This window comes from Serratia sp. PL7 (assembly GCF_945957435.1).
The window spans coordinates 409,953-433,045 of sequence record NZ_CAMFLB010000004.1 but is presented as its reverse complement, the minus strand read 5'-3'; the positions used below and the strand labels follow the sequence as shown (position 1 = coordinate 433,045).

Here is a 23,093-nt window from a genome sequence, read left to right as displayed (position 1 = left end):
ACAGTTCCCTTTACATTCAATGGATTGGAAAAATAATCGCATGAATAGCACCGATAAACTCGATTCGCACACGCCGATGATGCAGCAGTACCTGCGCCTCAAGGCCCAGCATCCTGAAATCCTGCTGTTCTACCGCATGGGCGACTTCTACGAGCTGTTTTACGATGACGCCAAGCGCGCTTCCCAACTGCTGGATATCTCGCTGACCAAACGCGGCGCTTCGGCGGGTGAACCGATCCCGATGGCCGGCGTGCCGCACCACGCGGTGGAGAACTACCTGGCCAAGCTGGTGCAGCTCGGCGAGTCCGTCGCCATCTGCGAACAGATCGGCGATCCGGCCACCAGCAAAGGGCCGGTCGAGCGCAAAGTGGTGCGTATCGTCACCCCCGGTACCATCACCGACGAAGCGCTGCTGCAAGAACGCCAGGACAACCTGCTGGCGGCGATCTGGCAGGATGCGCGCGGCTTCGGTTATGCCACGCTGGACGTCAGCTCCGGCCGCTTCCGCGTCGCCGAGCCGCAAGATCTGGAAACCATGGCCGCCGAGCTGCAGCGCACCAATCCGGCCGAGCTGCTCTACCCGGAAACCTTCGAACACATGGCGCTGATCGAACAGCGCCACGGCCTGCGCCGCCGTCCGCTGTGGGAATTCGAACTGGAGACCGCACGCCAACAGCTCAACCTGCAGTTCGGCACCCGCGATCTGACCGGCTTCGGCATCGAGCAGGCGCACCAGGCGCTGCGCGCCGCCGGCTGTCTGCTGCAGTACGTCAAAGATACTCAGCGTACTTCGCTGCCGCACATTCGCGGCATCACTATGGAGCGCCAGCAGGACGGCATCATCATGGACGCCGCGACCCGCCGCAACCTGGAGCTGACGCAGAGCCTGTCCGGCGGCAGCGACAACACGCTGGCGGCGATCCTCGATCGCACAGTCACGCCGATGGGCAGCCGCATGCTGAAACGCTGGCTGCACATGCCGACCCGAGACATCAAGGTGCTGACCGCCCGCCAGCAGGCGATCGGCGTATTGCAGGAACTGTTCGCCGATCTGCAGCCTTCGCTGCGTCAGGTGGGCGATCAGGAGCGAATTTTGGCGCGCCTGGCGCTGCGTACCGCGCGTCCGCGCGATCTGGCGCGCATGCGTCATGCTTTCCAGCAATTGCCGGACATCCGCGCGCTGCTGCAAGACGTGGACACCCCGCACGTGCAGCAGCTGCTGGCGCAGGTGGGCCAGTTCGACGAGCTGCGCGAGCTGCTTGAACGCGCGGTGATTGAATCGCCGCCGGTATTGGTGCGCGACGGCGGCGTGATCGCCCCCGGTTACAACAGCGAGCTGGACGAGTGGCGCGCGCTGGCCGATGGCGCCAGCGACTACCTCGACCGGCTGGAGATCCGCGAGCGTGAAAAGCTGGGGCTGGACACGCTCAAGGTCGGTTTTAACGGCGTACACGGCTACTACATTCAGGTGAGCCGCGGCCAAAGCCATCTGGTGCCGATCCACTATGTGCGCCGCCAGACGTTGAAAAACGCCGAGCGCTACATCATCCCGGAATTGAAAGAGTACGAAGACAAAGTGCTCACCTCCAAGGGCAAGGCGTTGGCGATCGAGAAAAGCCTGTACGACGAACTGTTCGATCTGCTGCTGCCGCACCTGGCGGAGCTGCAGCAGAGCGCCGCCGCACTGGCCGAGCTGGACGTGCTGGCCAACCTGGCCGAGCGCGCCGATACCCTGAACTACGCTTGCCCGACCATGAGTGAGCAGCCGGGGATCCGCATTACCGAAGGCCGCCACCCGGTGGTGGAGCAGGTGCTGAGCGAACCGTTTATCTCCAACCCGCTCACCCTGTCGCCGCAGCGCCGCATGCTGATCATTACCGGCCCGAACATGGGCGGTAAAAGCACCTATATGCGGCAAACGGCGCTGATCGTGCTGATGGCGCACATCGGCAGTTACGTGCCGGCCACCAAGGCCACCATCGGCCCGGTGGATCGCATCTTCACCCGCGTCGGCGCGGCGGACGATCTGGCTTCCGGCCGCTCCACCTTCATGGTGGAGATGACCGAAACCGCCAACATCCTGCACAACGCCACCGAACACAGCCTGGTGTTGATGGATGAAATCGGCCGCGGTACCTCCACCTACGACGGCCTGTCGCTGGCCTGGGCCTGCGCCGAGAACCTGGCTAACCGCATCAAGGCGATGACACTGTTCGCCACCCACTACTTCGAACTGACGACCCTACCGGAGAAAATGGAGGGCGTGGTCAACGTGCATCTGGACGCGCTCGAACATGGCGACACCATCGCTTTTATGCACAGCGTACAGGACGGGGCTGCCAGCAAAAGCTATGGCCTGGCGGTCGCCGCGCTTGCCGGCGTGCCGCGCGACGTCATCAAGCGCGCCCGCCAGAAGCTGCGCGAGCTGGAGTCTATCTCCAGCCACACCGCGTCGGGCAGCGTCGATGCCACCCAGATGACGCTGCTGCAGGAAGAGGCCTCGCCGGCGGTTGAAGCCCTGGAAGCGCTGGATCCGGATTCCCTGTCGCCGCGCCAGGCGCTGGAATGGATCTACCGGCTGAAAAATATGGTGTAGTCAGGCGCCAGACGCAGGCATAAAAAAACGGTGAGCATAATGCTCACCGTTTTTATTTGATGCGGTTCAACAACCGGCGTTATTCGCGGAACAGCGCCTCAATGCTCAGGCCCTGCATCTGCAGAATCTCACGCAGACGGCGCAGACCTTCAACCTGAATCTGACGGACGCGCTCGCGCGTCAGGCCAATCTCCCGGCCTACGTCTTCCAGCGTCGCCGCTTCATAGCCCAGCAGGCCGAAACGACGCGCCAACACTTCACGTTGTTTGGCGTTCAGTTCGAACAACCATTTGACGATGCTTTGTTTCATATCGTCATCTTGCGTGGTGTCTTCAGGCCCGTTGTCCTTCTCGTCGGCCAGAATGTCCAGCAGCGCTTTCTCCGAATCCCCGCCCAGCGGCGTATCCACCGAAGTGATGCGCTCATTCAAGCGCAGCATGCGGCTGACGTCATCCACCGGCTTGTCGAGTTGCTCGGCAATCTCTTCAGCGCTCGGTTCATGATCCAGTTTATGGGAAAGCTCACGCGCGGTGCGCAGATAGACATTCAGTTCTTTGACGATATGGATAGGCAAACGAATAGTACGGGTTTGGTTCATGATCGCCCGTTCAATCGTCTGACGGATCCACCAGGTTGCATAAGTGGAGAAGCGGAAACCGCGTTCCGGGTCGAATTTTTCCACTGCGCGAATCAAACCGAGGTTACCTTCTTCGATCAGATCCAGCAGCGCCAGACCACGGTTGCTGTAGCGGCGGGCGATTTTCACCACCAGCCGCAGGTTGCTTTCAATCATGCGACGGCGGGACGGCACGTCACCGCGCAGAGCACGCCGCGCAAAATAGACTTCTTCCTCTGCGGTCAGCAGAGGTGAATAACCGATCTCACCCAGATAGAGCTGCGTCGCATCCAATACGCGTTGCGTAACGCCTTGAGACAACAGCTCTTCTTCCGCTAAATCGTTCTCGCTGGTCTCTTCTTCTACCAGCGCTTTTTCATCAAACGACTCGGCCTCAGCTCCATTCTCGTCGAAATCCGCATCATCATGTAACTCGTTAACTTTCAGCGTATTTTGGCTCATATGCTGCTCCTACCCGTGATACCGCGAGCAGAATCTCAGCGTATTCTGCCCAATCTATCGCTGCGGAAGATAACGCAGCGGGTTTACGGATTTCCCCTTGTAACGAATTTCAAAATGCAAACGTACTGAACTGGTACCGGTGCTACCCATGGTGGCTATTTTTTGACCCGCCTTCACTTCTTGTTGTTCCCGGACCAGCATTGTGTCGTTATGAGCGTAGGCGCTCAGGTAATCATCATTATGTTTGATGATGATTAGATTACCGTAACCCCGTAAAGCGTTGCCTGCATACACTACGCGACCATCGGCGGTAGCGAAGATAGGCTGTCCACGAGAACCGGCGATATCGACACCTTTATTCCCACCTTCTGATGAGGAAAAGTTATCAATAACCTTACCGTCAGTCGGCCATCTCCAGGTACTGACCGGAGCGCTGTTGCTGACGGTGCTGCTCACGGGTGGAGCGGCTTCCGGCGCGGTAACAGGCGCAGTCGCGGTCCCAACCGCTGCGGCACCTGCTGCAGGTAACATCTTACCTACATTCTGTTTACCCGAGTTTTCAGAATACGCGTTAGTTGATTGAGAATCAACCGTTGCCGTCTGGATCTGGGAGCTGGAAGGTGGCTTCGGAACGCCGCCTTTGGTCGCGTCTGTCGTCGCCAACATGCCGCCGCCGCCGTTGGCAGAACCATTACCAAGCTGAATGGTTTGACCAACATTCAGGCTGTATGGCTCGGGAATATTGTTGCGCTGAGCCAGGTCGCGGAAATCATTGCCGGTGATCCAGGCGATGTAAAACAGCGTGTCGCCGCGCTTGACCGTATAAGTTTCGCCGCCGCTGTAGCTCCCTTTTGGGATGGCGTTATAACTACGATTATAGACAATGCGGCCCTCTGGGCTGGCCTGCTGCACTCCGCCATTATTATTGCCGGATGGAACGGCGCCGCCGCCCACACTGCTGATAGGGGCCGACGTCGAGGCCGTATTCGTACAACCCGCCAACCACAAACTTACCATCGTACACACCGCTACCCGGCGTAACGTAATCATTGGGCTTCCCGTGCTCATGCTTCCCCCATGACAGCAATATCAGTGATATATCCAAAATACCCTTTACATCGTAGCCGAGCTTTTGCCACTTCCCAGTTTCTGCGATGTAAAGGCGCCGCCGGCCGATCCCTGAACGCCAGGTCATCTCCCGCCGGAGCATCAAAACGCGCGCCAATGCTAACCACATTGGCGTCGCCGCACCATAAGACAACTACGTAGAAAGGCCAATTCTAGTGAAAATTAGCCTGATTGGAACGAGAAAACCTTATCCGCACGTGATGAAAGTGCAACAGATTTTGCAGACGGTCGAAAAATCAGACAATCGCTAGGCCAATTCGCCTTTCACCAGCGGCACAAAGCGCACCGCTTCTACCGCATCGACCACGAAATCGTTGCCATGACGCTGAATGCGTTTGAGGGTTTGGGCCTGCTCGCCCACCGGCAACACCAAAATGCCGCCGTCGTCCAGCTGCTCCACCAGCGCCTGCGGGATCTCCGGCGGCGCGGCAGTGACGATGATCGCATCGAATGGACCGCGCGACGCCCAGCCCTGCCAGCCGTCGCCGTGGCGAGTGGAAACATTATGAAGATCGAGCTGCTTCAGGCGGCGCTTGGCCTGCCACTGCAGCCCCTTGATGCGCTCGACGGAACAAACGTGTTGCACCAGATGCGCCAGGATGGCGGTCTGATAACCGGAACCGGTGCCGATCTCCAGCACTCTTGAGGTGGGCTTCAGATTCAGCAGCTCGGTCATCCGCGCCACCATATAAGGCTGAGAAATGGTCTGGCCAGAGCCGATCGGTAATGCAGTGTTTTCGTAGGCTTTGTGATCCAGCGCTTCGTCGACAAAACGCTCGCGCGGCACCGCCTCGATCGCCCGCAGCAGCTTTTCGTCCCGGATCCCTTGCTGACGCAGCTGCGTCAGCAATGTTTGCATACGCTTGTTCACCATTCCCCGCTAACCTCTGCCTTGGTTAACCATGTTGTCACGACTTCCTGCGCCGCGTAGGCGGTCAAATCCACCTGTAGCGGCGTGATCGCCACATAGCCTTGTTCCACCGCCGCAAAGTCGGTATCCGGCCCGACATCAAATTTATCACCAGGCGGCCCGATCCAGTAGAGATTTTGTCCACGCGGATCCTGCTGGCAGAAGACCTTATCGGCAGGATGACGGCTGCCACAGCGGGTAACGCGCAGGCCTTTAATCTCCGCCAGCGGCAGATCCGGTACGTTGATATTCAGTATTTTTCCGGTACGCAACGGCTCACGCTGCAACGCGCGCAGGATACGGCAGGTAATGACGGCGGCGGTCGCATAGTGCTGGTGGCCGTTCAACGACACCGCCAACGCGGGCAGCCCCAGATGCCGGCCCTCCATCGCCGCCGCGACGGTGCCGGAATAGATGACGTCGTCGCCCAAATTCGGTCCGGCGTTAATGCCGGAGACCACGATATCCGGTGCCGGGTGCATCAGTGCGTTGACGCCAAGATAGACACAATCGGTCGGCGTCCCCTGCAGTACCGCAATATCGCCGTTGGCCAGCGTCTGCGTGCGCAGCGGCGATTCCAGCGTCAGGGCATTGGAAGAGCCGCTGCGGTTACGATCCGGCGCCACGACCTGCACCTCGGCGAACTCCCGCAGCGCCGCCGCCAGCACCTGAATGCCCGGGGCGCTGACGCCGTCATCGTTACTCAGCAATATCCGCATCACTGTCATCCTGCTGCATGATCTCGCGAACTACGCTGGTGGCAAAGCTGCCCGCCGGCAGCCAGAAGCGCAGTTCCACGGTAACCTCATCCCACCAGTTCCACAGCATATTTTGCGGCTGCAACAGCAGGGCCCGGCGAGCGGGTTCGACACGCTCGCGCTTTAAAAGCGTAAGCAATTCCTGCTGCTCCGCCAAGCATTGTTGTTCAAATGCCAACGCGCTGCCGGCGGTGCCCGGCTCGCCGTCGCCCGGCAACGTCGCGGTGACAACCAGCTCACCGGCATCCAACCGCTGTTGCAGCGTCTCCAGCTCATCGGCCTTGGCGACGAACCAACTGCCGCGGCCGCTCAGCTGCAGGGCGTCCCCTTCCAGTACCGTGCGCTGCAGGCCATCGGCCAGGCGCCTGCTCGCGACCTGATTAAACAGCGCGCTGCGGCTGGCGGACAGGTAGAAACTGCGCTTGCTGCGCTCTTTGACGCGGATTTCGTCGTTCGCCCAGCGGCGCGCCATCACCAGATTGTTGCCGCCACGGCCGAAACGCTGGCTGCCGAAGTAGTTCGGCACGCCCTGCGCAGCGATGGCCTGCAAACGGTGCTCTACGTCCTGACGATCGGAAATGTGGCGCAGCACCAGCGTAAAGTGGTTGCCCTTCAGGTTGCCGATGCGCATTTTACGCAGGTGGCGGGCGAACGAGAGCACCTCGCAGCCTTCCAGCGCAAACTGGGAGAAATCCGGCGTGTCCTTGCCCGGCATGTGCAGGCAGAACCACTGTTCGGTCACCGCGTGGCGGTCTTTCAACCCCGCATAGCTGACCGAACGAGCGTGAATACCGGCGAAGCGCGCCAGATAGTCGGCCACGAACTGGGTATTGCAGCCGTTTTTACGGATGTTCACCAGCACATGCTCGCCTTCGCCGTCCGGCGCAAAGCCCAGGTCTTCCACCACCACGAAATCTTCCGGATTGGCTTTCAACACCCCGGTGCTCTGCGGCCGGCCATGCAGCCAGGTCAGATTCGCCATATCCATGCGGTTATTCCTTAATCAGCAAGGCGACCGCTTCGCAGGCGATGCCCTCGCCGCGCCCGGTGAAACCGAGCTGCTCGGTGGTCGTGGCCTTCACGTTGACGTCATCCATATGACACTGCAGGTCTTCCGCCAGGAAGACGCGCATCTGCGGGATGTGCGGCGCCATTTTCGGCGCCTGAGCGATAATGGTGATATCGAGGTTACCGAGGCGGTATCCTTTGGCGCGAATGCGTTTCCAGGCTTCGCGCAGCAGCTCGCGGCTGTCGGCGCCTTTGAACGCCGGATCGGTATCGGGGAACAGTTTGCCGATATCGCCCAGCGCCGCCGCGCCCAGCAGGGCGTCGGTCGTGGCGTGCAGCGCAACGTCACCGTCCGAGTGGGCCAGCAAACCTTTGTCGTAAGGGATGCGAACGCCACCGATCACCAACGGGCCTTCGCCGCCGAATTTATGTACGTCAAAACCGTGACCGATACGCATGATGCGCTCCTTAATTGTCTAACTGAGTCAAATAGAACGCCGCCAGCGCCAAATCCTCCGGCCGCGTTACTTTAATGTTATCCGCCCGGCCGGCGATCAGCTGCGGATGATAACCGCAATGTTCCAGCGCCGAGGCTTCGTCGGTGACGTTCGCACCTTCATCCAGCGCGCGCTGCAGGCACTGCTTGAGCAGCGGCAGCGGAAACAGCTGCGGCGTCAGCGCGTGCCACAGATCCTGCCGTTCGACGGTGTGGGCGATGGTTTCGCGGCCGGGTTCAGCGCGTTTCATGGTGTCACGCACCGGCGCGGCGAGAATGCCGCCGACCTTGCTGTGTGCGGTGATCGCCAGCAGGCGCTCGAGATCGTCGGCGTGCAGGCAGGGGCGTGCAGCGTCGTGCACCAGTACCCAGTCCGCATCGTCCGCCAGTTTAAGCCCGGCCATCACCGAATCGGCGCGCTGTTTGCCGCCCTCAGTGACGGTCACCCGCGGATCCTGGGCGATCGGCAACTGTTCGAACTGGCGATCTTCCGGGCCGATCGCCACGATCACCCGCTCGATGCGCGGATGACGCAACAGGGCATGGATAGCGTGCTCGACGATACTGTGTCGGCCAATGGTTAAATATTGCTTCGGGCATTCCGCCTGCATGCGGCTGCCGATACCGGCAGCGGGCAGGACGGCAATCACCGAGGGAAAGGTGCCTGCGGAGTGATTCATGCGTTATTTTTGTGCGTTATTTTGCGAGGAAGACGCCGCGTTGCGTCTGGATTGGTCAGGAACCAGACGATAGAAAGTCTCACCGGGCTTGATCATGCCCAGCTCATTACGTGCTCGCTCTTCGATCGCTTCCTGACCGCCGTTCAAATCATCGATTTCGGCAAACAGCTGATCGTTACGCGCTTTCAACTTGGCGTTGCTACCCTGTTGGACCGCAACATCTTCATTGACTCGCACGTAATCGTGAATACCATTTTTGCCCAGCCACAGTGAATACTGTAACCAACCGAGCAATGCCAGCAATAGCAGCGTAAGTTTTCCCATCTCCGCCCCCTGAAAAACCGACCAATCATCCCACAACTTCTCGTTGGACTCCACACTGAGAGCGGCATTTCAACGCCAAATTCAGAATACGGATGAAGGGTTCCCGAGTTTATTGCCTAATTCCGCGGTGAAAGCGGCAAAAAAAGCCGCTTTTGCCCGGCACGCGCGGCGCATTTTCCGATGAGACACACACTGCCCCTCCCTCATTATGCAGCAAGAACCACTGCATCGCCGCTTGCTGACCCATCGCTTACGCCAAAGCAACGTCAAAAGTGAATATTTAACACCATAGAAAGAATAATTCTCATGCAGTGGTTGCACTTTCATTCATTGAAGCTTATTTTTATGCACTCATAGTGCATAAATAATTCCAATATATAACCATTCATTATCGGGGATCGCGATGTTAAAACGTTTAGTTCTGATCGGCGCCTGCCTGGCCGCCACCTTCTCCACCGCCGTATTGGCGGCTGAACCTACCTACGTCGTCGGCTCCGGCGGCACCTATCGGCCGTTTGAGTTTGAAAACAGCCAAAAGCAGCTGGAAGGTTTCGACATCGACATCATCAAAGCGGTAGCCAAGGCCGAAGGTTTCCAGATCAAACTGATCAATACACCGTGGGAAGGGATCTTCGCCACGTTGAATTCCGGCGATCGCGATATCATCATTTCCGGCATCACCATCACCGACAAACGCAAGCAAATGGTTGATTTCTCGGCGCCATACTTCCCGGCCGAGCAGGCTATCGTGGTGCCGCAAGACTCGACGGTAGACTCCATCGCCGCGCTGAAAGCACTGAAGGTCGGCGTGGTGAACTCCAGCACCGGCGACATCGTGGTGTCCGATGTGCTGGGCAAAAACAGCACCGCCATCAAGCGCTTCGACAATACCCCGCTGATGCTGCAGGAACTGTATGAAGACGGCATCGGCGCGGCGGTCGGCGACGTCGGCGTGGCCAAGTTCTACATCAAAACCCACCCTGAGAAAGCCTTCAAGCTGGTACCCGACGCCAAGTTCGAGCGCCAGTATTTCGGCATCGCCGTCGCCAAAGGCAACGACGAACTGCGCAACAAGATCAACGCCGGCCTGAAGAAAATCGTCGCCGACGGCACCTACGCCAAGATCTACCAAACCTGGTTCGACAGCAACGTACCGACGCTGCCGGCGGAATAATGCCCTGTCGCCGGCGCCCACCAGGCCGCCGGCGCACCACCGTTTCAGCCTACCAAGAAGGAACACCCTTTGAACTTCCGCTGGGAGATCATCCAGGAATACGCGCCGCTGTTTATGGAAGGCGCCTGGATGACCATCAAATGCACCATTATCTGCGTGCTGCTGGGCACCACCTGGGGATTGATCCTCGGGCTGGGCCGTTTGGCGCAGGCGCCGCACGGCATCTGGAAACCCATCCTGCATTACGGCGTTCAGTGGCCGGTGCGCATTTACATCAGTGCCTTTCGCGGCACGCCGCTGTTCGTACAAATCATGGTCGTGCATTTCGCTCTGGTGCCGCTGTTCATCAATCCGCGCGACGGCCTGCTGGTCACCAGCGGCCTGATGAGCGTCGATTTCGCCCGTGCGCTGCGCGCCGACTACGGTGCCTTTCTTTCCTGCGTGGTGGCAATCACGCTCAACGCCGGAGCCTATGTGTCGGAGATCTTCCGCGCCGGGATCCAATCGATCGATCGCGGCCAGATGGAGGCTTCGCGTTCGCTGGGTATGAGCTACGGCAAGACCATGCGACAGGTTATCTTGCCGCAGGCCTTCCGCCGCATGCTGCCGCCGCTGGGCAACAACGCCATCGCTATCGTCAAGGATTCGTCGCTGGCCTCCGCCATCGGCCTGGCGGATCTGGCCTATGCCGCCCGTACCGTCTCCGGCGCCTACGCCACCTATTGGGAGCCCTACCTGACCATTTCGCTGGTCTATTGGGTCATCACCTTCCTGCTTTCGCTGCTGGTGCAACACATGGAAAAGAGGTTCGGTAAAAGTGATTCGCGTACATAACCTGCAAAAACAGTTCGGCGAGAGCCACGTGCTGCGCGGTATTTCCTGCCAGATCGCCGCCAACGAAGTGGTGTGCGTCATCGGCCCTTCCGGCTCGGGGAAGAGCACCTTCCTGCGCTGCATCAACGCGCTGGAAACGCTCTCCGGCGGCGAGATCGAGGTGAATGGCTTCGCCGTCCACGATCAGAAAACCGATCTGAACAAAATGCGTGAAAGCGTGGGCATGGTATTTCAGCGCTTCAACCTGTTCCCGCACATGACGGTGTTAGAAAACATCATCATGGCGCCGGTAAGCGTGAAGAAACTGCCGCGCGCCGAAGCCATTACGCAAGCTGAACAGCTGCTGCGCAAGGTCGGCCTGCTCGACAAGATTGACGCCTACCCCAACAGCCTGTCCGGCGGCCAGCAGCAGCGGGTGGCGATCGCCCGCGCGCTGGCGATGGAGCCGAAGATCATGCTGTTCGACGAACCGACCTCCGCGCTCGATCCGGAGCTGGTGGGCGAAGTATTGGCAGTGATGAAATCGCTGGCCCACGAGGGCATGACCATGGTGGTGGTAACGCATGAGATGGGCTTTGCCCGCGAGGTGGCCGACCGGGTGCTGTTTATCGATCAGGGGATCATTCAGGAAGAAGGGGTGCCGCAGCAGATCTTCAGCCATCCGACCAATCCGCGCACTCAGGCATTTCTAAGCAAAGTTTTGTAACCTTCGGCACCGCTTTGCAATCCTTCGGGCGCCGGCATCGGCGCCCGTTCTCTTACCACCCGGTCAGGAAGCTGAACACCAGCCAGAACAGGCACAGCACAATGGTGCCGGTCAGCAGCAGCGTCAAAATCAGACGACCCCGCAACAGCATGCTGAGGGTGATGCCGATCAGCACCGACAGCGGCATCAGCGCCAGGAAGAATGGCCAGGTATAGAGCAGGAAAAACAGCGTGTTGGAACCGTAAACCAGAAACGGCAACGCGAACGCCAGCCAGTAGAAAACAAAGCCGCTAACGCCGCCCAGGAAAGAATAAGAAGGCTCCTCTCTCTCCTGTTTTGACTGCTTGGCGTCGATCAAGATAGGCGTGACATTTTGCATAGTGATCCCTGGTTATTCGGCTCGCTCTGCGGCGGCTTAGAGTAAAAAGCGCATGGCGAAAAACGCCACACGCTTTTTTTGAATTCAGGGTTTGATAATAGCCTGACCACGCAACACGTCTAACAATTGCGCAATCAAATTTGTTACCAATTGTTGGCCATCGAGGTGGATTTCCGGCTGCTGCGGCGCCTCGTAAACCGCGTCGATGCCGGTGAAATTGCGCAGCTCGCCGGCACGCGCTTTTTTATACAATCCCTTCGGATCGCGCGCCTCGCAGATCGCCAACGGCGTGTCGACGAACACCTCGATAAAGCGCTCGTCGCCGAGCATCTCGCGCACCATTTGCCGCTCGGCGCGGTGCGGCGAAATGAACGCGGTCAACACCACCAACCCGGCATCCACCATCAGTTTGGCCACTTCCCCCACCCGGCGAATATTCTCGCGCCGATCCTCGTCAGAGAAACCGAGATCGCGGCACAGACCGTGGCGCACGTTATCGCCGTCCAGCAGATAGGTGCTGACGCCGAGCCCATGCAGCGCCTGCTCCAACGCGCCGGCGACGGTGGATTTGCCCGAGCCGGACAGCCCGGTAAACCACAGCACCGTGCCACGGTGACCGTTGCGCGCTTCGCGATCCGCGCGCGTCACCGCGTGCGGATGCCAAACCACGTTCTCATCATCCGGCCCGGTCGCCCTCAGTTCAGCGGCCACCTTATCGGCCACCGAGCAGATCGCGTGCGCCCCAGTGCGGGAAGTGCTTGCGCACCAGCGCATTCAGCTCCAACTCGAAGGCGCTAAATTCGCCGCGTGCCGCCGATGCGGCCTGCAGCGTTTCACGCACCAGCCCGGCGCCCACCGTGACGTTGCTCATACGATCGATGAAGATCAGCCCGCCGGTGTCGTGATTGCTCTGATAGCTGTCCAGCATCAGCGGCTCGTCGAAGGTCAGCTCCACCAGGCCGATACCGTTGAGCGGCAACGTGTCGGCCGGGTGTTGCGCCAGCGTGTTGATCTCCACCTGATGGCGGATGCTCTCCACGCGTGCGCGGGTCTTTTTACCAGCGATTTTGATGTCGTAGCTCTGGCCCGGCACCAGCGGCTGCTCGGCCATCCATACCACGTCCACCCGCGCGCTCTGCGCCGCCTGCAGGCTTTCGCCGGCGTCGACCAGCAAATCGCCGCGGCTGATGTCCACTTCATCCTTCAGCACCAGCGTAATCGCCTCGCCCGGCACCGCTTCTTGCAGATCGCCGTCGAAGGTCACGATGCGCGCCACGCTGGACTCCACGCCGGAAGGCAGCACTTTAACCCGTTGCCCCACCCGCACCACACCAGCGGACAGCGTGCCGGCATAGCCGCGAAAATCGAGGTTCGGGCGGTTGACGTACTGCACCGGGAAGCGCAGCGGCTGATTTTCTCGCTCGCTGACCACGTCCACGCTCTCCAGCACTTCCAACAGCGTCGGGCCGCTGTACCACGGCATATGGGCGCTTTCGCTCGCCACGTTGTCACCGTCCAGCGCCGACAGCGGTACGAACTTGATATCCAGATCGCCTGGCAACTGCTGGGCGAAGGTCAGGTAATCCTGTTTGAACTGCTCGAACACCGCTTCCTGGTAGCCCACCAGATCCATTTTGTTCACCGCCACCACCAGATGGCGAATGCCCAGCAGGGTCGCGATAAAACTGTGGCGGCGAGTCTGATCCAGCACCCCTTTGCGCGCGTCGATCAACAGGATCGCCAGATCGCAGGTGGAGGCGCCGGTGGCCATGTTGCGGGTGTACTGCTCATGCCCAGGGGTATCGGCGATGATAAATTTGCGTTTTTCGGTCGAGAAATAGCGATAGGCCACGTCGATGGTGATGCCCTGCTCGCGCTCGGCCTGCAGGCCGTCCACCAGCAGCGCCAGATCGAGCTTCTCGCCCTGGGTGCCGATGCGTTTGCTGTCGCTGTGCAGCGTCGACAGCTGATCCTCGTAGATCTGGCGCGTATCGTGCAGCAGGCGGCCGATCAGGGTGCTTTTGCCGTCATCGACGCTGCCGCAGGTCAGAAAACGCAGCAGGCTCTTGTGCTGCTGCGCGTGCAGGTAAGATTCGACGCCGCCCTGGTCAGCGATTTGTTGTGCAATTGCGTTGTTCATCCGGCGGCTCCTTAGAAATACCCTTGACGCTTTTTCAGCTCCATCGAACCGGACTGATCGCGATCGATCATCCGCCCCTGGCGCTCACTGGTGGTGGAGACCAGCATCTCTTCGATGATCTCCGGCAGGGTTTGCGCCTGCGAGTCCACCGCGCCGGTCAGCGGCCAGCACCCCAGGGTGCGGAAACGCACCATGCGCTGGCTGATCACTTCGCCCGGCTGCAGATCGATGCGATCGTCGTCCACCATCATCAGCATGCCGTCGCGCTCCACCACCGGGCGCGGTTTCGCCAGGTACAGCGGCACGATGTCGATCTTTTCCAGGAAGATGTACTGCCAGATATCCAGCTCGGTCCAGTTCGACAGCGGGAACACGCGGATGCTCTCCCCTTTGTTGATCTGACCGTTGTAGTTGTGCCACAGCTCCGGCCGCTGGTTTTTCGGATCCCAGCGATGGAAGCGATCGCGGAACGAATAGATGCGCTCTTTGGCGCGCGATTTCTCCTCGTCGCGCCGCGCACCGCCGAAGGCAGCGTCGAAACCGTACTTGTTCAATGCCTGCTTCAGGCCCTCGGTCTTCATGATGTCGGTATGCTTGGCGCTGCCGTGCACGAACGGGTTGATGCCCATCGCCACCCCTTCCGGGTTTTTATGCACCAGCAGCTCGAAGCCGTACTCCTTCGCAGTGCGATCGCGGAATTCGTACATTTCGCGGAACTTCCAGCCGGTATCGACGTGCAGCAGCGGGAACGGCAGCGTGCCGGGGAAGAACGCCTTGCGCGCCAGATGCAGCATCACGGAAGAGTCTTTGCCGATGGAATACAGCATCACCGGGTTGGCGAATTCAGCGGCGACTTCACGGATGATATGGATACTCTCCGCCTCCAATTGCCGCAAATGAGTGAGTCGTTTTTCGTCCATAACAGGTCCTTAAAAGCCTTGCCTATGCCAAATTCACGACGGCCGGGCGCGCTGCCCCTTCCGTCTGCGATTGATGCCCGAACCAGGCGATTTGATGGTGCAGTTCCACCACCTCGCCGATCACCAACAGCGCCGGCAGCGGCGCCCGTTGGGCCAGATGTTCCAGTTGTTCCAGCGTGCCGATCTGCACCTGCTGATCGGCGCGCGTGCCGCGGCTGATCACCGCCACCGGCGTCGCGGCAGCGCGACCGTGGGCGATCAGGCGCTGGCTGATGTCCGCCGCCTTCATGGTGCCCATGTAGATAGCCAACGTCTGCCGCGCCCGAGCCAGATCGGCCCAGTCCAAGCCATCGCCGTCGGGGCGGCAATGGCCGGTGATAAAGGTCACGCTCTGCGCATGATCGCGGTGCGTCAGCGGAATGCCGGCGTAGGCGGTCGCCCCCGCGGCGGCCGTGACGCCCGGCACCACCTGGAACGGGATGCCGGCGGCGGCGGCCACCTGCAGCTCTTCGCCACCTCGGCCAAAGATGAACGGATCGCCGCCCTTGAGGCGCACCACGCGTTTGCCCTGCTGCGCCAGTTCCACCAACAGCCGATTGGTTTCTTCCTGGATCACCGAGTGTGCGCCGGCGCGCTTGCCCACGCAGATGCGTTCGGCGTCGCGGCGCACCAGATCGAGGATTTCGCCACTGACCAGATGGTCATACAGCACCACGTCCGCCTGCTGCATCACCTGCAGCCCACGTAGGGTCAACAGCCCCACGTCGCCCGGCCCGGCGCCCACCAGAGCGATCTCGCCCTGGGCGCCTTCATCGCCTGCGGCGAAGCGGTGCAAATCCTGCTCCAGCTGGCGTTCCGCCTGCGCCGTCTGGCCGTTGGCCACCAGCGTGGCGAAACGGCCGCCAAAGGTTTTCTCCCAGAAACGGCGACGCTCGCCAATCGAGGCCAGCCGCTGTTTGACCTGGCCGCGCCAGCGGCCCGCCACCTGCGCCATCTGCCCCAAACTGGCGGGCAGCAACGCCTCCAGCTTTTCGCGCAGCAACCGCGCCAGCACCGGCGCCTGGCCGCTGGACGATACGGCCACCACCAGCGGCGAGCGATCGATGATCGATGGGAAGATGAACGAACAGCGCGGCTGATCGTCCACCACGTTGGCCAGCACCCGGCGCTTATCCGCCTCGGCGAACACCGCGGCGTTCAACGCGTTGTCGTCCGTGGCGGCGATAGCCAGAAACACATCGTCCAACTGCTGCGGATCAAAGGTTTTCCCCAGCCAGAGCACCTGCCCTTGCTGACGTTGTTGTTCCAGTTCCGGTGAGAGCGACTGCGCAACTATCCGTATTTCAGCCCCGGCGCGCTGAAGCAGATCGACTTTGCGCGCAGCCACGTCACCGCCGCCAACGACCAGCACCGGACGTTGTTTCAGGTCGGCGAATATTGGTAGATAGTCCACAACAGCCTTTTCATATAACAGAAAGATAGTGTGACTATACGGGCTGAGATTTAGCCTCTGAAATGACGAAAAGGAATGATTAGTTCCTTTATGGAATATAGGCCGCAACGCCAAAGGCAAACGGTGATAACTGCAGCAGCGGTTTGCGCATTCGCGCGAAAATTAAGAGACAGGGAAATTGTGTAATGCCGCCCGGCGTCTCATACTGGGTGCCGCAGAAAAATGATCGGCAGCGCCGATAGCAAAGAAGGATTTTTCGGTATGTTTTCCCGTTTTTACCTGAAGAGCAGCCTGCTGGCCCTCGCACTCGGCGGCGTCTTCAGCGTATGTGCCGCACAGCCCGCAAAAGACGCGCCAATGGGCCGTTTCGCCGCCGAACAGACTCGCCACATCGCCACTTACTTCCCCGGTCGCATGGCGGGCAGCCCGGCAGAATTGCTCACCGCTGACTACCTGAAACAGCAGTTCAGCAAGATGGGTTACCAAAGCGATATTCGCAGCGTCAACACGCGCTATCTCTACACCAGCAAAGACGGCAAGAAGAACTGGAATAACGTTACCGCCAGTTCAGTGATCGCCGCCCGCAACGGCGACAGCCCGAAACAGATCGTGATCGTCGCCCACTTCGACACCTACACGCCGCAGAGCGACGAGGATTTGGATAACAACCTCGGCGGCCTGACGCTGCAGGGCGTCGACGACAACGCCTCCGGCATCGGCGTGATGCTGGAACTGGCGGAGCGCCTGAAGAGCATCCCCACCGCCTACGGCCTGCGCTTCGTCGCCACCAGCGCCGAAGAGATCGGTTCGCTGGGGGCGCAGAACTACCTGCAGCGTATGAGCGCGGAAGAGAAAAACAACACCGTGCTGGTGATCAACCTCGACAGCCTGATCACCGGCGATCGTCTGTACTTCAACGCCGGGCGCAACACGCCGCCGCAGATGGCGAAACGCTCCCGCGATCGCGCGCTGGATATCGCCCACCGTTACGGCATCGCCGCCGCCAGCAATCCGGGCAGCGCGCAGCATCCGAAGGGCACCGGCTGCTGCTCCGATCAAGAGGTGTTCGACGCGGCGGGCATCCCGGTGCTGTCGGTGGAGGCCACCAACTGGTCGCTGGGCGACAAGGACGGCTACCAGCAGCGCGCCGTCAGCCCGCACTTCCCGCAGGGCGTCACCTGGCACCGCCCGCAGTATGACAACCTGCAGTACCTGGATCGCTACCTGCCGGGGCGGATCGACAAACGCAGCCGCGACAGCGTGCAGATCCTGCTGCCGCTGATCAAAGAGCTGGCGCAGGCGCACCCGCCGAAAGCACAGAAGAAAAAGTAGCCCGCAAAAAAACAGGGCCCAGCATTGCTGAGCCCTGTCGTGTGATTCGCCTCGTTTAGCCTTCGTGCAGGCCGCACTCGCGCTTCAGCCCGAAGAAACGCGTCTCTTCCTCGCTCATGCCCGGCTCCCACTTCTGGGTGGTGTGGGTATCGCCTACCGACAGGTAGCCCTGCTCCCACAGCGGGTGATAGCTCAGCCCGTGCTCGGTCAGATACTGGTAAATCTTGCGGTTGTCCCAGTCGATGATCGGCAGGATCTTGAACACCCCGCGCTGCACCGCCAGCACCGGCAGATTGGCGCGGCTGCCGGACTGCTCGCGCCGCAGGCCGGCGAACCAGCTCTGCGCTCCCAGCGTCTCCAGCGCACGGTTCATCGGCTCAACCTTGTTGAGCTGGTTGTACTTTTCAATCCCTTCCACGCCCTGTTCCCACAGCTTACCATAGCGCGCCTCTTGCCAGGCGGGAGACTGTTCGGCGCGGAACACCTGCAGATTCAGCTTCAGCTGGTCGGTCAGTTGATCGATAAAGCGGTAGGTTTCCGGGAACAGGTAACCGGTGTCGGTCAGGATCACCGGGATATCCGGCCGGATGCGCGTCACCAGGTGCAGACATACCGCCGCCTGAATGCCGAAACTGGACGAGAGTACGAACTCGCCGGGCAGATGCTCCAGCGCCCACGCAACGCGCTGTTCGGCGCTGAGGGTCTCCAGTTGGCCGTTGACCACCGCCAATGCCAGCGCCTGCCCGGATTTGGGCAACGCGTTCAGCGCCGCCAGATCGAATTCAGCCATGTTGTCTCTCCTGATGCTTGAAATTACCTGTGCGGCCCCTCTGCCCAGAGGCCGCCCGGCCTCACTCCCAGAAATCTCGCGCCGGATCCAGCACCGGTTTGACGATGCCCGCGCGCACGGTGAAGTCGCCGAAGCCTTCGCCGGCGTTGCGCTCCTTCGCCCAGCGCCCCACCAACAGGTCGATCTCGTTCAGGATCTCGTCTTCGTTGATGTTTTCGCGGTACATGCGCGGAATGCGCGTGCCTTCGCGGTTGCCACCCAAATGCAGGTTATAGCGGCCGACCGCCTTGCCCACCAGCCCCAGCTCCGCCAGCAGCGCGCGGCCGCAGCCGTTCGGGCAACCGGTGATGCGCAGCACGATATGCTCGTCGCCCACCCCGTGCCGATGCATGATCCCTTCCACCTTGGTGACGAACTGCGGCAGGAAGCGCTCGGCCTCCGCCATCGCCAGCGGGCAGGTCGGGAACGATACGCAGGCCATCGAGTTCTTGCGTTGCTCGCTGATCTCGTCGTCGATCAGGCCATGATCGCGCGCCAGGGCTTCGATCTTCGCCTTCTCGCTTTCCGGCACGCCGGCGATGATCACGTTTTGGTTCGCCGTCAGACGGAAGTCGCCTTTATGGATCTTGGCGATCTCCGCCATGCCGGTCTTCAGCGGGCGCCCCGGATAGTCCAGCAGGCGACCGTTCTCGATAAACAGCGTCAGGTGCCATTGATCGTCGATGCCCTTCACCCAACCGATGCGATCGCCGCGGCCGGTGAATTCATACGGCCGGATCGGCGCGAAGGTAATGCCGGCACGCTTTTCCACTTCGGCGCGGAAAACCTCCACCCCGACGCGCTCCAGCGTGTATTTGGTTTTGGCGTTCTTGCGATCGGTGCGGTTGCCCCAGTCGCGCTGCGTGGTCACCACCGCTTCCGCGACCGCCAGCGTATGCTCGAGCGGAATGTAGCCGAACTCGCTGGCCTGGCGCGCGTAGGTTTTCTTGTTGCCGTGCTCGATGGACAACCCGCCGCCCACCAGCAGGTTGAAGCCTACCAGCTTGCCGTTTTCGGCGATCGCCACAAAGTTCATGTCGTTGGCGTGCAGATCGACGTCGTTCTGCGGCGGGATCACCACCGTGGTTTTGAACTTGCGCGGCAGGTAAGTCGACCCCAAAATCGGCTCTTCGTCGGTGGTGGCCACCTTCTCCTGATCCAGCCACACCTCGGCGTAGGCGCGGGTGCGCGGCAGCAGGTGTTCGGAGATCTTCTTCGCCCACTCGTAGGCTTCCTGATGCAGCTCGGACTCCACCGGGTTGGAGGTACACAGCACGTTGCGGTTCACGTCGTTGGCGGTCGCCAGCGCGTCCAACCCCAGACGGTTCAGCAGCTGGTGCACCGGTTTGACGTTGCTTTTCAGAATGCCGTGAAACTGGAACGTCTGGCGGTTGGTGATGCGAATGCTGCCATACAGCGTGCTCTCCTGCGCGAACTTGTCGATGCCCAGCCACTGCTGCGGGCTGATGACGCCGCCCGGCAGGCGGCAGCGCAGCATCATGGCATGGCGCGGCTCCAGCTTCTGCTCGGCGCGTTCGGCGCGAATGTCGCGGTCATCCTGCTGGTACATGCCGTGGAAACGGATCAGCAGGAAGTTGTCGCCGTTGAAGCCGCCGGTCAGGCCGTCATTTAAATCTTCGGCGATGGTGCCGCGCAGGAAGTGGCTCTCCTTCTTCATGCGCTCCGCATCGGCCAGTTTGCCTTCGACTACCAAAGGCCCGGGGTGTTTATCACTCATCAGTAAACATCTCGCTGATAACGGCGCTCAAGGCGCAGCTCACTTAAAAATTCATCCGCCTGCTCGGTATCCATGCCACCGTGCTCGGCCACCAGTTCCAGTAATGTGTTTTCCACGTCTTTCGCCATGCGATTGGCATCGCCGCAGACGTAAATGTGCGCGCCTTCCTGAATCCAGCGCCACACTTCCGCGCCCTGTTCACGCAGTTTGTCTTGTACGTATATTTTATGTTGCTGGTCGCGGGACCAGGCCAGATCGATGCGGGTCAGCAGGCCGTCTTTCACGTAGCGCTGCCATTCGACCTGATACAGGAAATCTTCGGTGAAGTGCGGGTTGCCGAAGAACAGCCAGTTCTTGCCGCCGGCGCCGTCGGCGTCGCGCTGCTGCATAAAGGCGCGGAACGGCGCGATGCCGGTGCCCGGGCCAATCATGATCACCGGCGCTTCCGGATTGGCCGGCAGGCGGAAGTTGTCGTTGTGTTCGATAAACACCCGCACCTCGCCGTCCTCCTCCAGGCGATCCGCCAGGAAGCCGGAGGCGCCGCCGCTGCGGGCGCGCCCGTCGATGTCGTAACGCACCACGCCCACGGTGATGTGCACTTCGCTTTCGTTCTCCGCCTGCGAAGAGGCGATGGAATACAGGCGCGGCGTCAGCGGGCGCAGCAGGCCAACCAGCTGTTCGGCGCTCAGATCCGCCGGCGCCTGCCGCACCATATCGACGATCGGCGTATTGTGCGCATACTGCTGCAGCGCAGCCTTATCCGCCAACAGGCCGATCAGCGTTTCGTCGCGCGACAGCGCGGCGTATTTATCGACGATCGGCGTGGTGTTCTGCGTCAGTTCGAAATGGCTGCGCAGCGCCTGCGCCAGCGGCAGGGTCTGCCCTTCCACCTCGACCGGCTCGTCGCCTTTCAGCCACAACAGTTGCACCAGCTCATCCACCAGCGCGGGATCGTTGTCGAACCATACGCCGAGCGCATCGCCCGGTTGATAACGCAGGCCGGAATCGCCCAGATCGATCTCGATATGGCGCACGTCTTTATCCGACGCGCGGCCGGTAATCTTCTGCTTAACCGCCAGTTGGGCGGTGAGCGGCTGTTCCTTGCTGTACGGGCTGCTGTCGATCAGATCGACCGCACCGCTGGCCAACACGCCCGGCGCGGCGCTTTCCGCCGGCGCGCGCGCCTTCAGCACCGATACCACCTGTTTGCGCCAGGCGGCCGCCAGCTCCTGGTACTCCACGTCGGCGTCCACACGCTCCACCAGGCGCTCGGCGCCCAGTTCGGCCAGCTTGCCGTCGAAATCTTTACCAGACTGACAGAAATTCTCATAAGAGGTGTCGCCCAGCCCGAACACCGCAAAAGCGGTATCATTCAGCTTCGGCGCCTTCTTCGAGAACAGGAATTTATGCAGCGCCACCGCTTCTTCCGCCGGTTCGCCTTCCCCCTGCGTGGAGGCGACGATCACCAGCAGGCGCTCTTGCGCTATCTGTTTGAATTTGTAGTCGCCGGCGCTGACCAACGTGGCGCTCAGATTGGCGGCCAACAGATCGTCGCGCAGCTGCTCCGCCAGGCGGCGCGCATTGCCGGTCTGTGAAGCGGAAATGATGGTGATGGCGGCCGCAGCCGCAGGGGCGACAGGCGCAATGGCCACGGCTCCGGGCTGTTGATTGACCATGCCCCAAAAATAACCGGACAGCCACGCCAGCTGCGTCGGCGAATAGTCGCCGATCGTCGCCTGTAAGCGCGCCAGCTGTTCGGGCGTCAGCGGGAGCAAAGATGTTGGAGGAGCCTGAGTCGTCATTGCTGTACTTATTTCCTATACTTAGCGCCTTTCCTGCCAGGCGCGCGCCAGTGCCAGTCGCTGTCTCTTCGCTGCGTCGGGTGTGCGGAAAAGATCAGGAGAGTTTGTAAGGTTACCGAGCAGAATAGCAACGATTAAATAAGGGATAGCAATAAATCATAACCAAAATGACTAAGCTGTTTTTCTGGTAAGGGATAACGCTTAAACCGTTAAACAAAGTTTTTTATCCAGATGAAAATAAAGCACTTTTTTTCATCATTTTTTCACCGTTCAACATTTCGGCTCATAACCCCAGCCGATAGGTGCCGCAGACACCAAACAAAAAAAGTGTTAACCGGGTGCGTTTGCCGTGGCGGTAGACCATACCGGTATAAATGGCAAGCAGGCGCGCTTTCCGGTACTATGCGGCGGTTTTTGAGTCAATGAGGCCGTAATAATGGCAACCACGCTGTTTAAAGATTTTCAGTTTGAAGCCGCACACCGTTTGCCGCATGTACCGGAGGGCCACAAATGCGGCCGTCTGCATGGGCATTCGTTTATGGTGCGTCTGGAAGTGACCGGTGACGTGGATCCCCACACCGGTTGGGTGATGGATTTCGCCGAGCTCAAGGCTGTGTTTTCCCCGATCTGGGAGCGGCTGGATCACCATTATCTGAACGATATTCCAGGATTGGAAAATCCCACCAGCGAAGTGCTCGCCGCCTGGATTTGGCAGCAGCTCAAGCCCCAGTTACCGGAACTGACTGCGGTGATGGTGAAAGAGACCTGTACGGCGGGATGCGTATATAAAGGTTGATGCCGTGAGGGT

The 23,093-nt window shown here is 60.3% G+C and carries 22 protein-coding genes; 6 read left to right on the top strand and 16 right to left on the bottom strand.

Going from position 1 to position 23,093, the window contains the following annotated elements; all coding sequences use genetic code 11:
* Positions 1–40: 40 nt before the first annotated feature.
* Positions 41–2,596 carry a DNA mismatch repair protein MutS gene (gene mutS / locus N6G83_RS22200; protein ID WP_049294853.1) on the top strand — a complete coding sequence of 852 codons (2,556 nt, stop codon included), beginning with the start codon at positions 41–43 and terminating at the stop codon, positions 2,594–2,596.
* A 79-nt stretch (positions 2,597–2,675) separates the two neighbouring features.
* On the opposite strand, the gene rpoS is transcribed toward mutS, so the two are convergent.
* From rpoS to ftsB, 8 genes are all read right to left on the bottom strand, one after another.
* On the bottom strand, positions 2,676–3,674 hold the full coding sequence (gene rpoS / locus N6G83_RS22195) for an RNA polymerase sigma factor RpoS (protein ID WP_004932578.1): 999 nt from the start codon (positions 3,672–3,674) through the stop codon (positions 2,676–2,678).
* A 54-nt stretch (positions 3,675–3,728) separates the two neighbouring features.
* Positions 3,729–4,724: a murein hydrolase activator NlpD gene (gene nlpD, locus N6G83_RS22190; protein ID WP_049204752.1), complete on the bottom strand. Its 996-nt coding sequence runs from the start codon at positions 4,722–4,724 to the stop codon at positions 3,729–3,731.
* 325 nt (positions 4,725–5,049) lie between these two features.
* Positions 5,050–5,676, bottom strand: coding sequence for a protein-L-isoaspartate(D-aspartate) O-methyltransferase (locus tag N6G83_RS22185; RefSeq protein ID WP_004932585.1), 627 nt, complete (start codon positions 5,674–5,676; stop codon positions 5,050–5,052).
* A complete protein-coding gene (gene surE / locus N6G83_RS22180) occupies positions 5,670–6,431 on the bottom strand; it encodes a 5'/3'-nucleotidase SurE (protein ID WP_260515825.1) in 762 nt (253 codons plus the stop codon). The genes N6G83_RS22185 and surE overlap by 7 nt, the downstream gene beginning before the upstream one ends.
* On the bottom strand, positions 6,412–7,458 hold the full coding sequence (gene truD, locus N6G83_RS22175; RefSeq protein ID WP_260515826.1) for a tRNA pseudouridine(13) synthase TruD: 1,047 nt from the start codon (positions 7,456–7,458) through the stop codon (positions 6,412–6,414). Before truD ends, surE begins: the two co-directional genes overlap by 20 nt.
* A 4-nt stretch (positions 7,459–7,462) precedes the next feature.
* On the bottom strand, positions 7,463–7,936 hold the full coding sequence (gene ispF / locus N6G83_RS22170) for a 2-C-methyl-D-erythritol 2,4-cyclodiphosphate synthase (protein ID WP_260515828.1): 474 nt from the start codon (positions 7,934–7,936) through the stop codon (positions 7,463–7,465).
* A gap of 10 nt (positions 7,937–7,946) precedes the next feature.
* Positions 7,947–8,654, bottom strand: a complete 708-nt coding sequence (ispD, locus tag N6G83_RS22165; protein ID WP_260515830.1) for a 2-C-methyl-D-erythritol 4-phosphate cytidylyltransferase — start codon at positions 8,652–8,654, stop codon at positions 7,947–7,949.
* Positions 8,655–8,657: 3 nt separating this feature from the next.
* Entirely contained in the window at positions 8,658–8,978 is a 321-nt protein-coding gene (gene ftsB / locus N6G83_RS22160; RefSeq protein WP_021505314.1) for a cell division protein FtsB, read from the bottom strand.
* A gap of 403 nt (positions 8,979–9,381) precedes the next feature.
* On the opposite strand from ftsB, the gene N6G83_RS22155 reads away from it, so the two are divergent.
* The 3 genes from N6G83_RS22155 (at position 9,382) to N6G83_RS22145 (ending at position 11,692) form a co-directional block, all read left to right on the top strand.
* Entirely contained in the window at positions 9,382–10,152 is a 771-nt protein-coding gene (locus N6G83_RS22155; RefSeq protein WP_197833336.1) for a basic amino acid ABC transporter substrate-binding protein, read from the top strand.
* A gap of 114 nt (positions 10,153–10,266) precedes the next feature.
* On the top strand, positions 10,267–10,986 hold the full coding sequence (locus N6G83_RS22150; protein WP_042706788.1) for an amino acid ABC transporter permease: 720 nt from the start codon (positions 10,267–10,269) through the stop codon (positions 10,984–10,986).
* Positions 10,970–11,692 carry an amino acid ABC transporter ATP-binding protein gene (locus N6G83_RS22145; RefSeq protein ID WP_230489618.1) on the top strand — a complete coding sequence of 241 codons (723 nt, stop codon included), beginning with the start codon at positions 10,970–10,972 and terminating at the stop codon, positions 11,690–11,692. Before N6G83_RS22150 ends, N6G83_RS22145 begins: the two co-directional genes overlap by 17 nt.
* A gap of 52 nt (positions 11,693–11,744) precedes the next feature.
* Here N6G83_RS22145 and N6G83_RS22140 read toward each other — a convergent pair whose 3' ends face one another.
* From N6G83_RS22140 to cysG, 5 genes are all read right to left on the bottom strand, one after another.
* On the bottom strand, positions 11,745–12,071 hold the full coding sequence (locus tag N6G83_RS22140) for a DUF3561 family protein (RefSeq protein WP_025301616.1): 327 nt from the start codon (positions 12,069–12,071) through the stop codon (positions 11,745–11,747).
* 84 nt (positions 12,072–12,155) lie between these two features.
* Positions 12,156–12,845: an adenylyl-sulfate kinase gene (gene cysC, locus N6G83_RS22135; protein ID WP_260515834.1), complete on the bottom strand. Its 690-nt coding sequence runs from the start codon at positions 12,843–12,845 to the stop codon at positions 12,156–12,158.
* Positions 12,784–14,211, bottom strand: a complete 1,428-nt coding sequence (cysN, locus tag N6G83_RS22130) for a sulfate adenylyltransferase subunit CysN (protein ID WP_141970910.1) — start codon at positions 14,209–14,211, stop codon at positions 12,784–12,786. Before cysN ends, cysC begins: the two co-directional genes overlap by 62 nt.
* Positions 14,212–14,222: 11 nt before the next feature.
* Positions 14,223–15,131: a sulfate adenylyltransferase subunit CysD gene (gene cysD, locus N6G83_RS22125; protein WP_004932620.1), complete on the bottom strand. Its 909-nt coding sequence runs from the start codon at positions 15,129–15,131 to the stop codon at positions 14,223–14,225.
* A gap of 22 nt (positions 15,132–15,153) precedes the next feature.
* Positions 15,154–16,584 (bottom strand): siroheme synthase CysG, encoded by a 1,431-nt coding sequence (gene cysG / locus N6G83_RS22120; RefSeq protein ID WP_197833335.1) that lies wholly within the window; start codon positions 16,582–16,584, stop codon positions 15,154–15,156.
* Positions 16,585–16,845: 261 nt separating this feature from the next.
* Here cysG and N6G83_RS22115 point away from each other — a divergent pair, with 261 nt between their 5' ends.
* Positions 16,846–17,916 carry an aminopeptidase gene (locus tag N6G83_RS22115; RefSeq protein ID WP_141970914.1) on the top strand — a complete coding sequence of 357 codons (1,071 nt, stop codon included), beginning with the start codon at positions 16,846–16,848 and terminating at the stop codon, positions 17,914–17,916.
* 55 nt (positions 17,917–17,971) lie between these two features.
* Here the strand turns inward: N6G83_RS22115 and N6G83_RS22110 are convergent, their stop codons facing one another.
* The 3 genes from N6G83_RS22110 to cysJ form a co-directional block, all read right to left on the bottom strand.
* Complete coding sequence (locus tag N6G83_RS22110) at positions 17,972–18,706, bottom strand: phosphoadenylyl-sulfate reductase (protein WP_260515837.1); 735 nt, start codon at positions 18,704–18,706, stop codon at positions 17,972–17,974.
* 61 nt (positions 18,707–18,767) lie between these two features.
* Positions 18,768–20,483, bottom strand: a complete 1,716-nt coding sequence (gene cysI / locus N6G83_RS22105) for an assimilatory sulfite reductase (NADPH) hemoprotein subunit (protein ID WP_260515839.1) — start codon at positions 20,481–20,483, stop codon at positions 18,768–18,770.
* Positions 20,483–22,285 carry an NADPH-dependent assimilatory sulfite reductase flavoprotein subunit gene (cysJ, locus tag N6G83_RS22100; RefSeq protein ID WP_260515841.1) on the bottom strand — a complete coding sequence of 601 codons (1,803 nt, stop codon included), beginning with the start codon at positions 22,283–22,285 and terminating at the stop codon, positions 20,483–20,485. Before cysJ ends, cysI begins: the two co-directional genes overlap by 1 nt.
* Positions 22,286–22,721: 436 nt before the next feature.
* Here cysJ and queD point away from each other — a divergent pair, with 436 nt between their 5' ends.
* The gene (gene queD, locus N6G83_RS22095) at positions 22,722–23,081 is read left to right on the top strand and encodes a 6-carboxytetrahydropterin synthase QueD (protein ID WP_025301608.1); all 360 of its coding nucleotides are present in this window, start codon (positions 22,722–22,724) and stop codon (positions 23,079–23,081) included.
* The last annotated feature ends 12 nt before the right edge of the window (positions 23,082–23,093 follow it).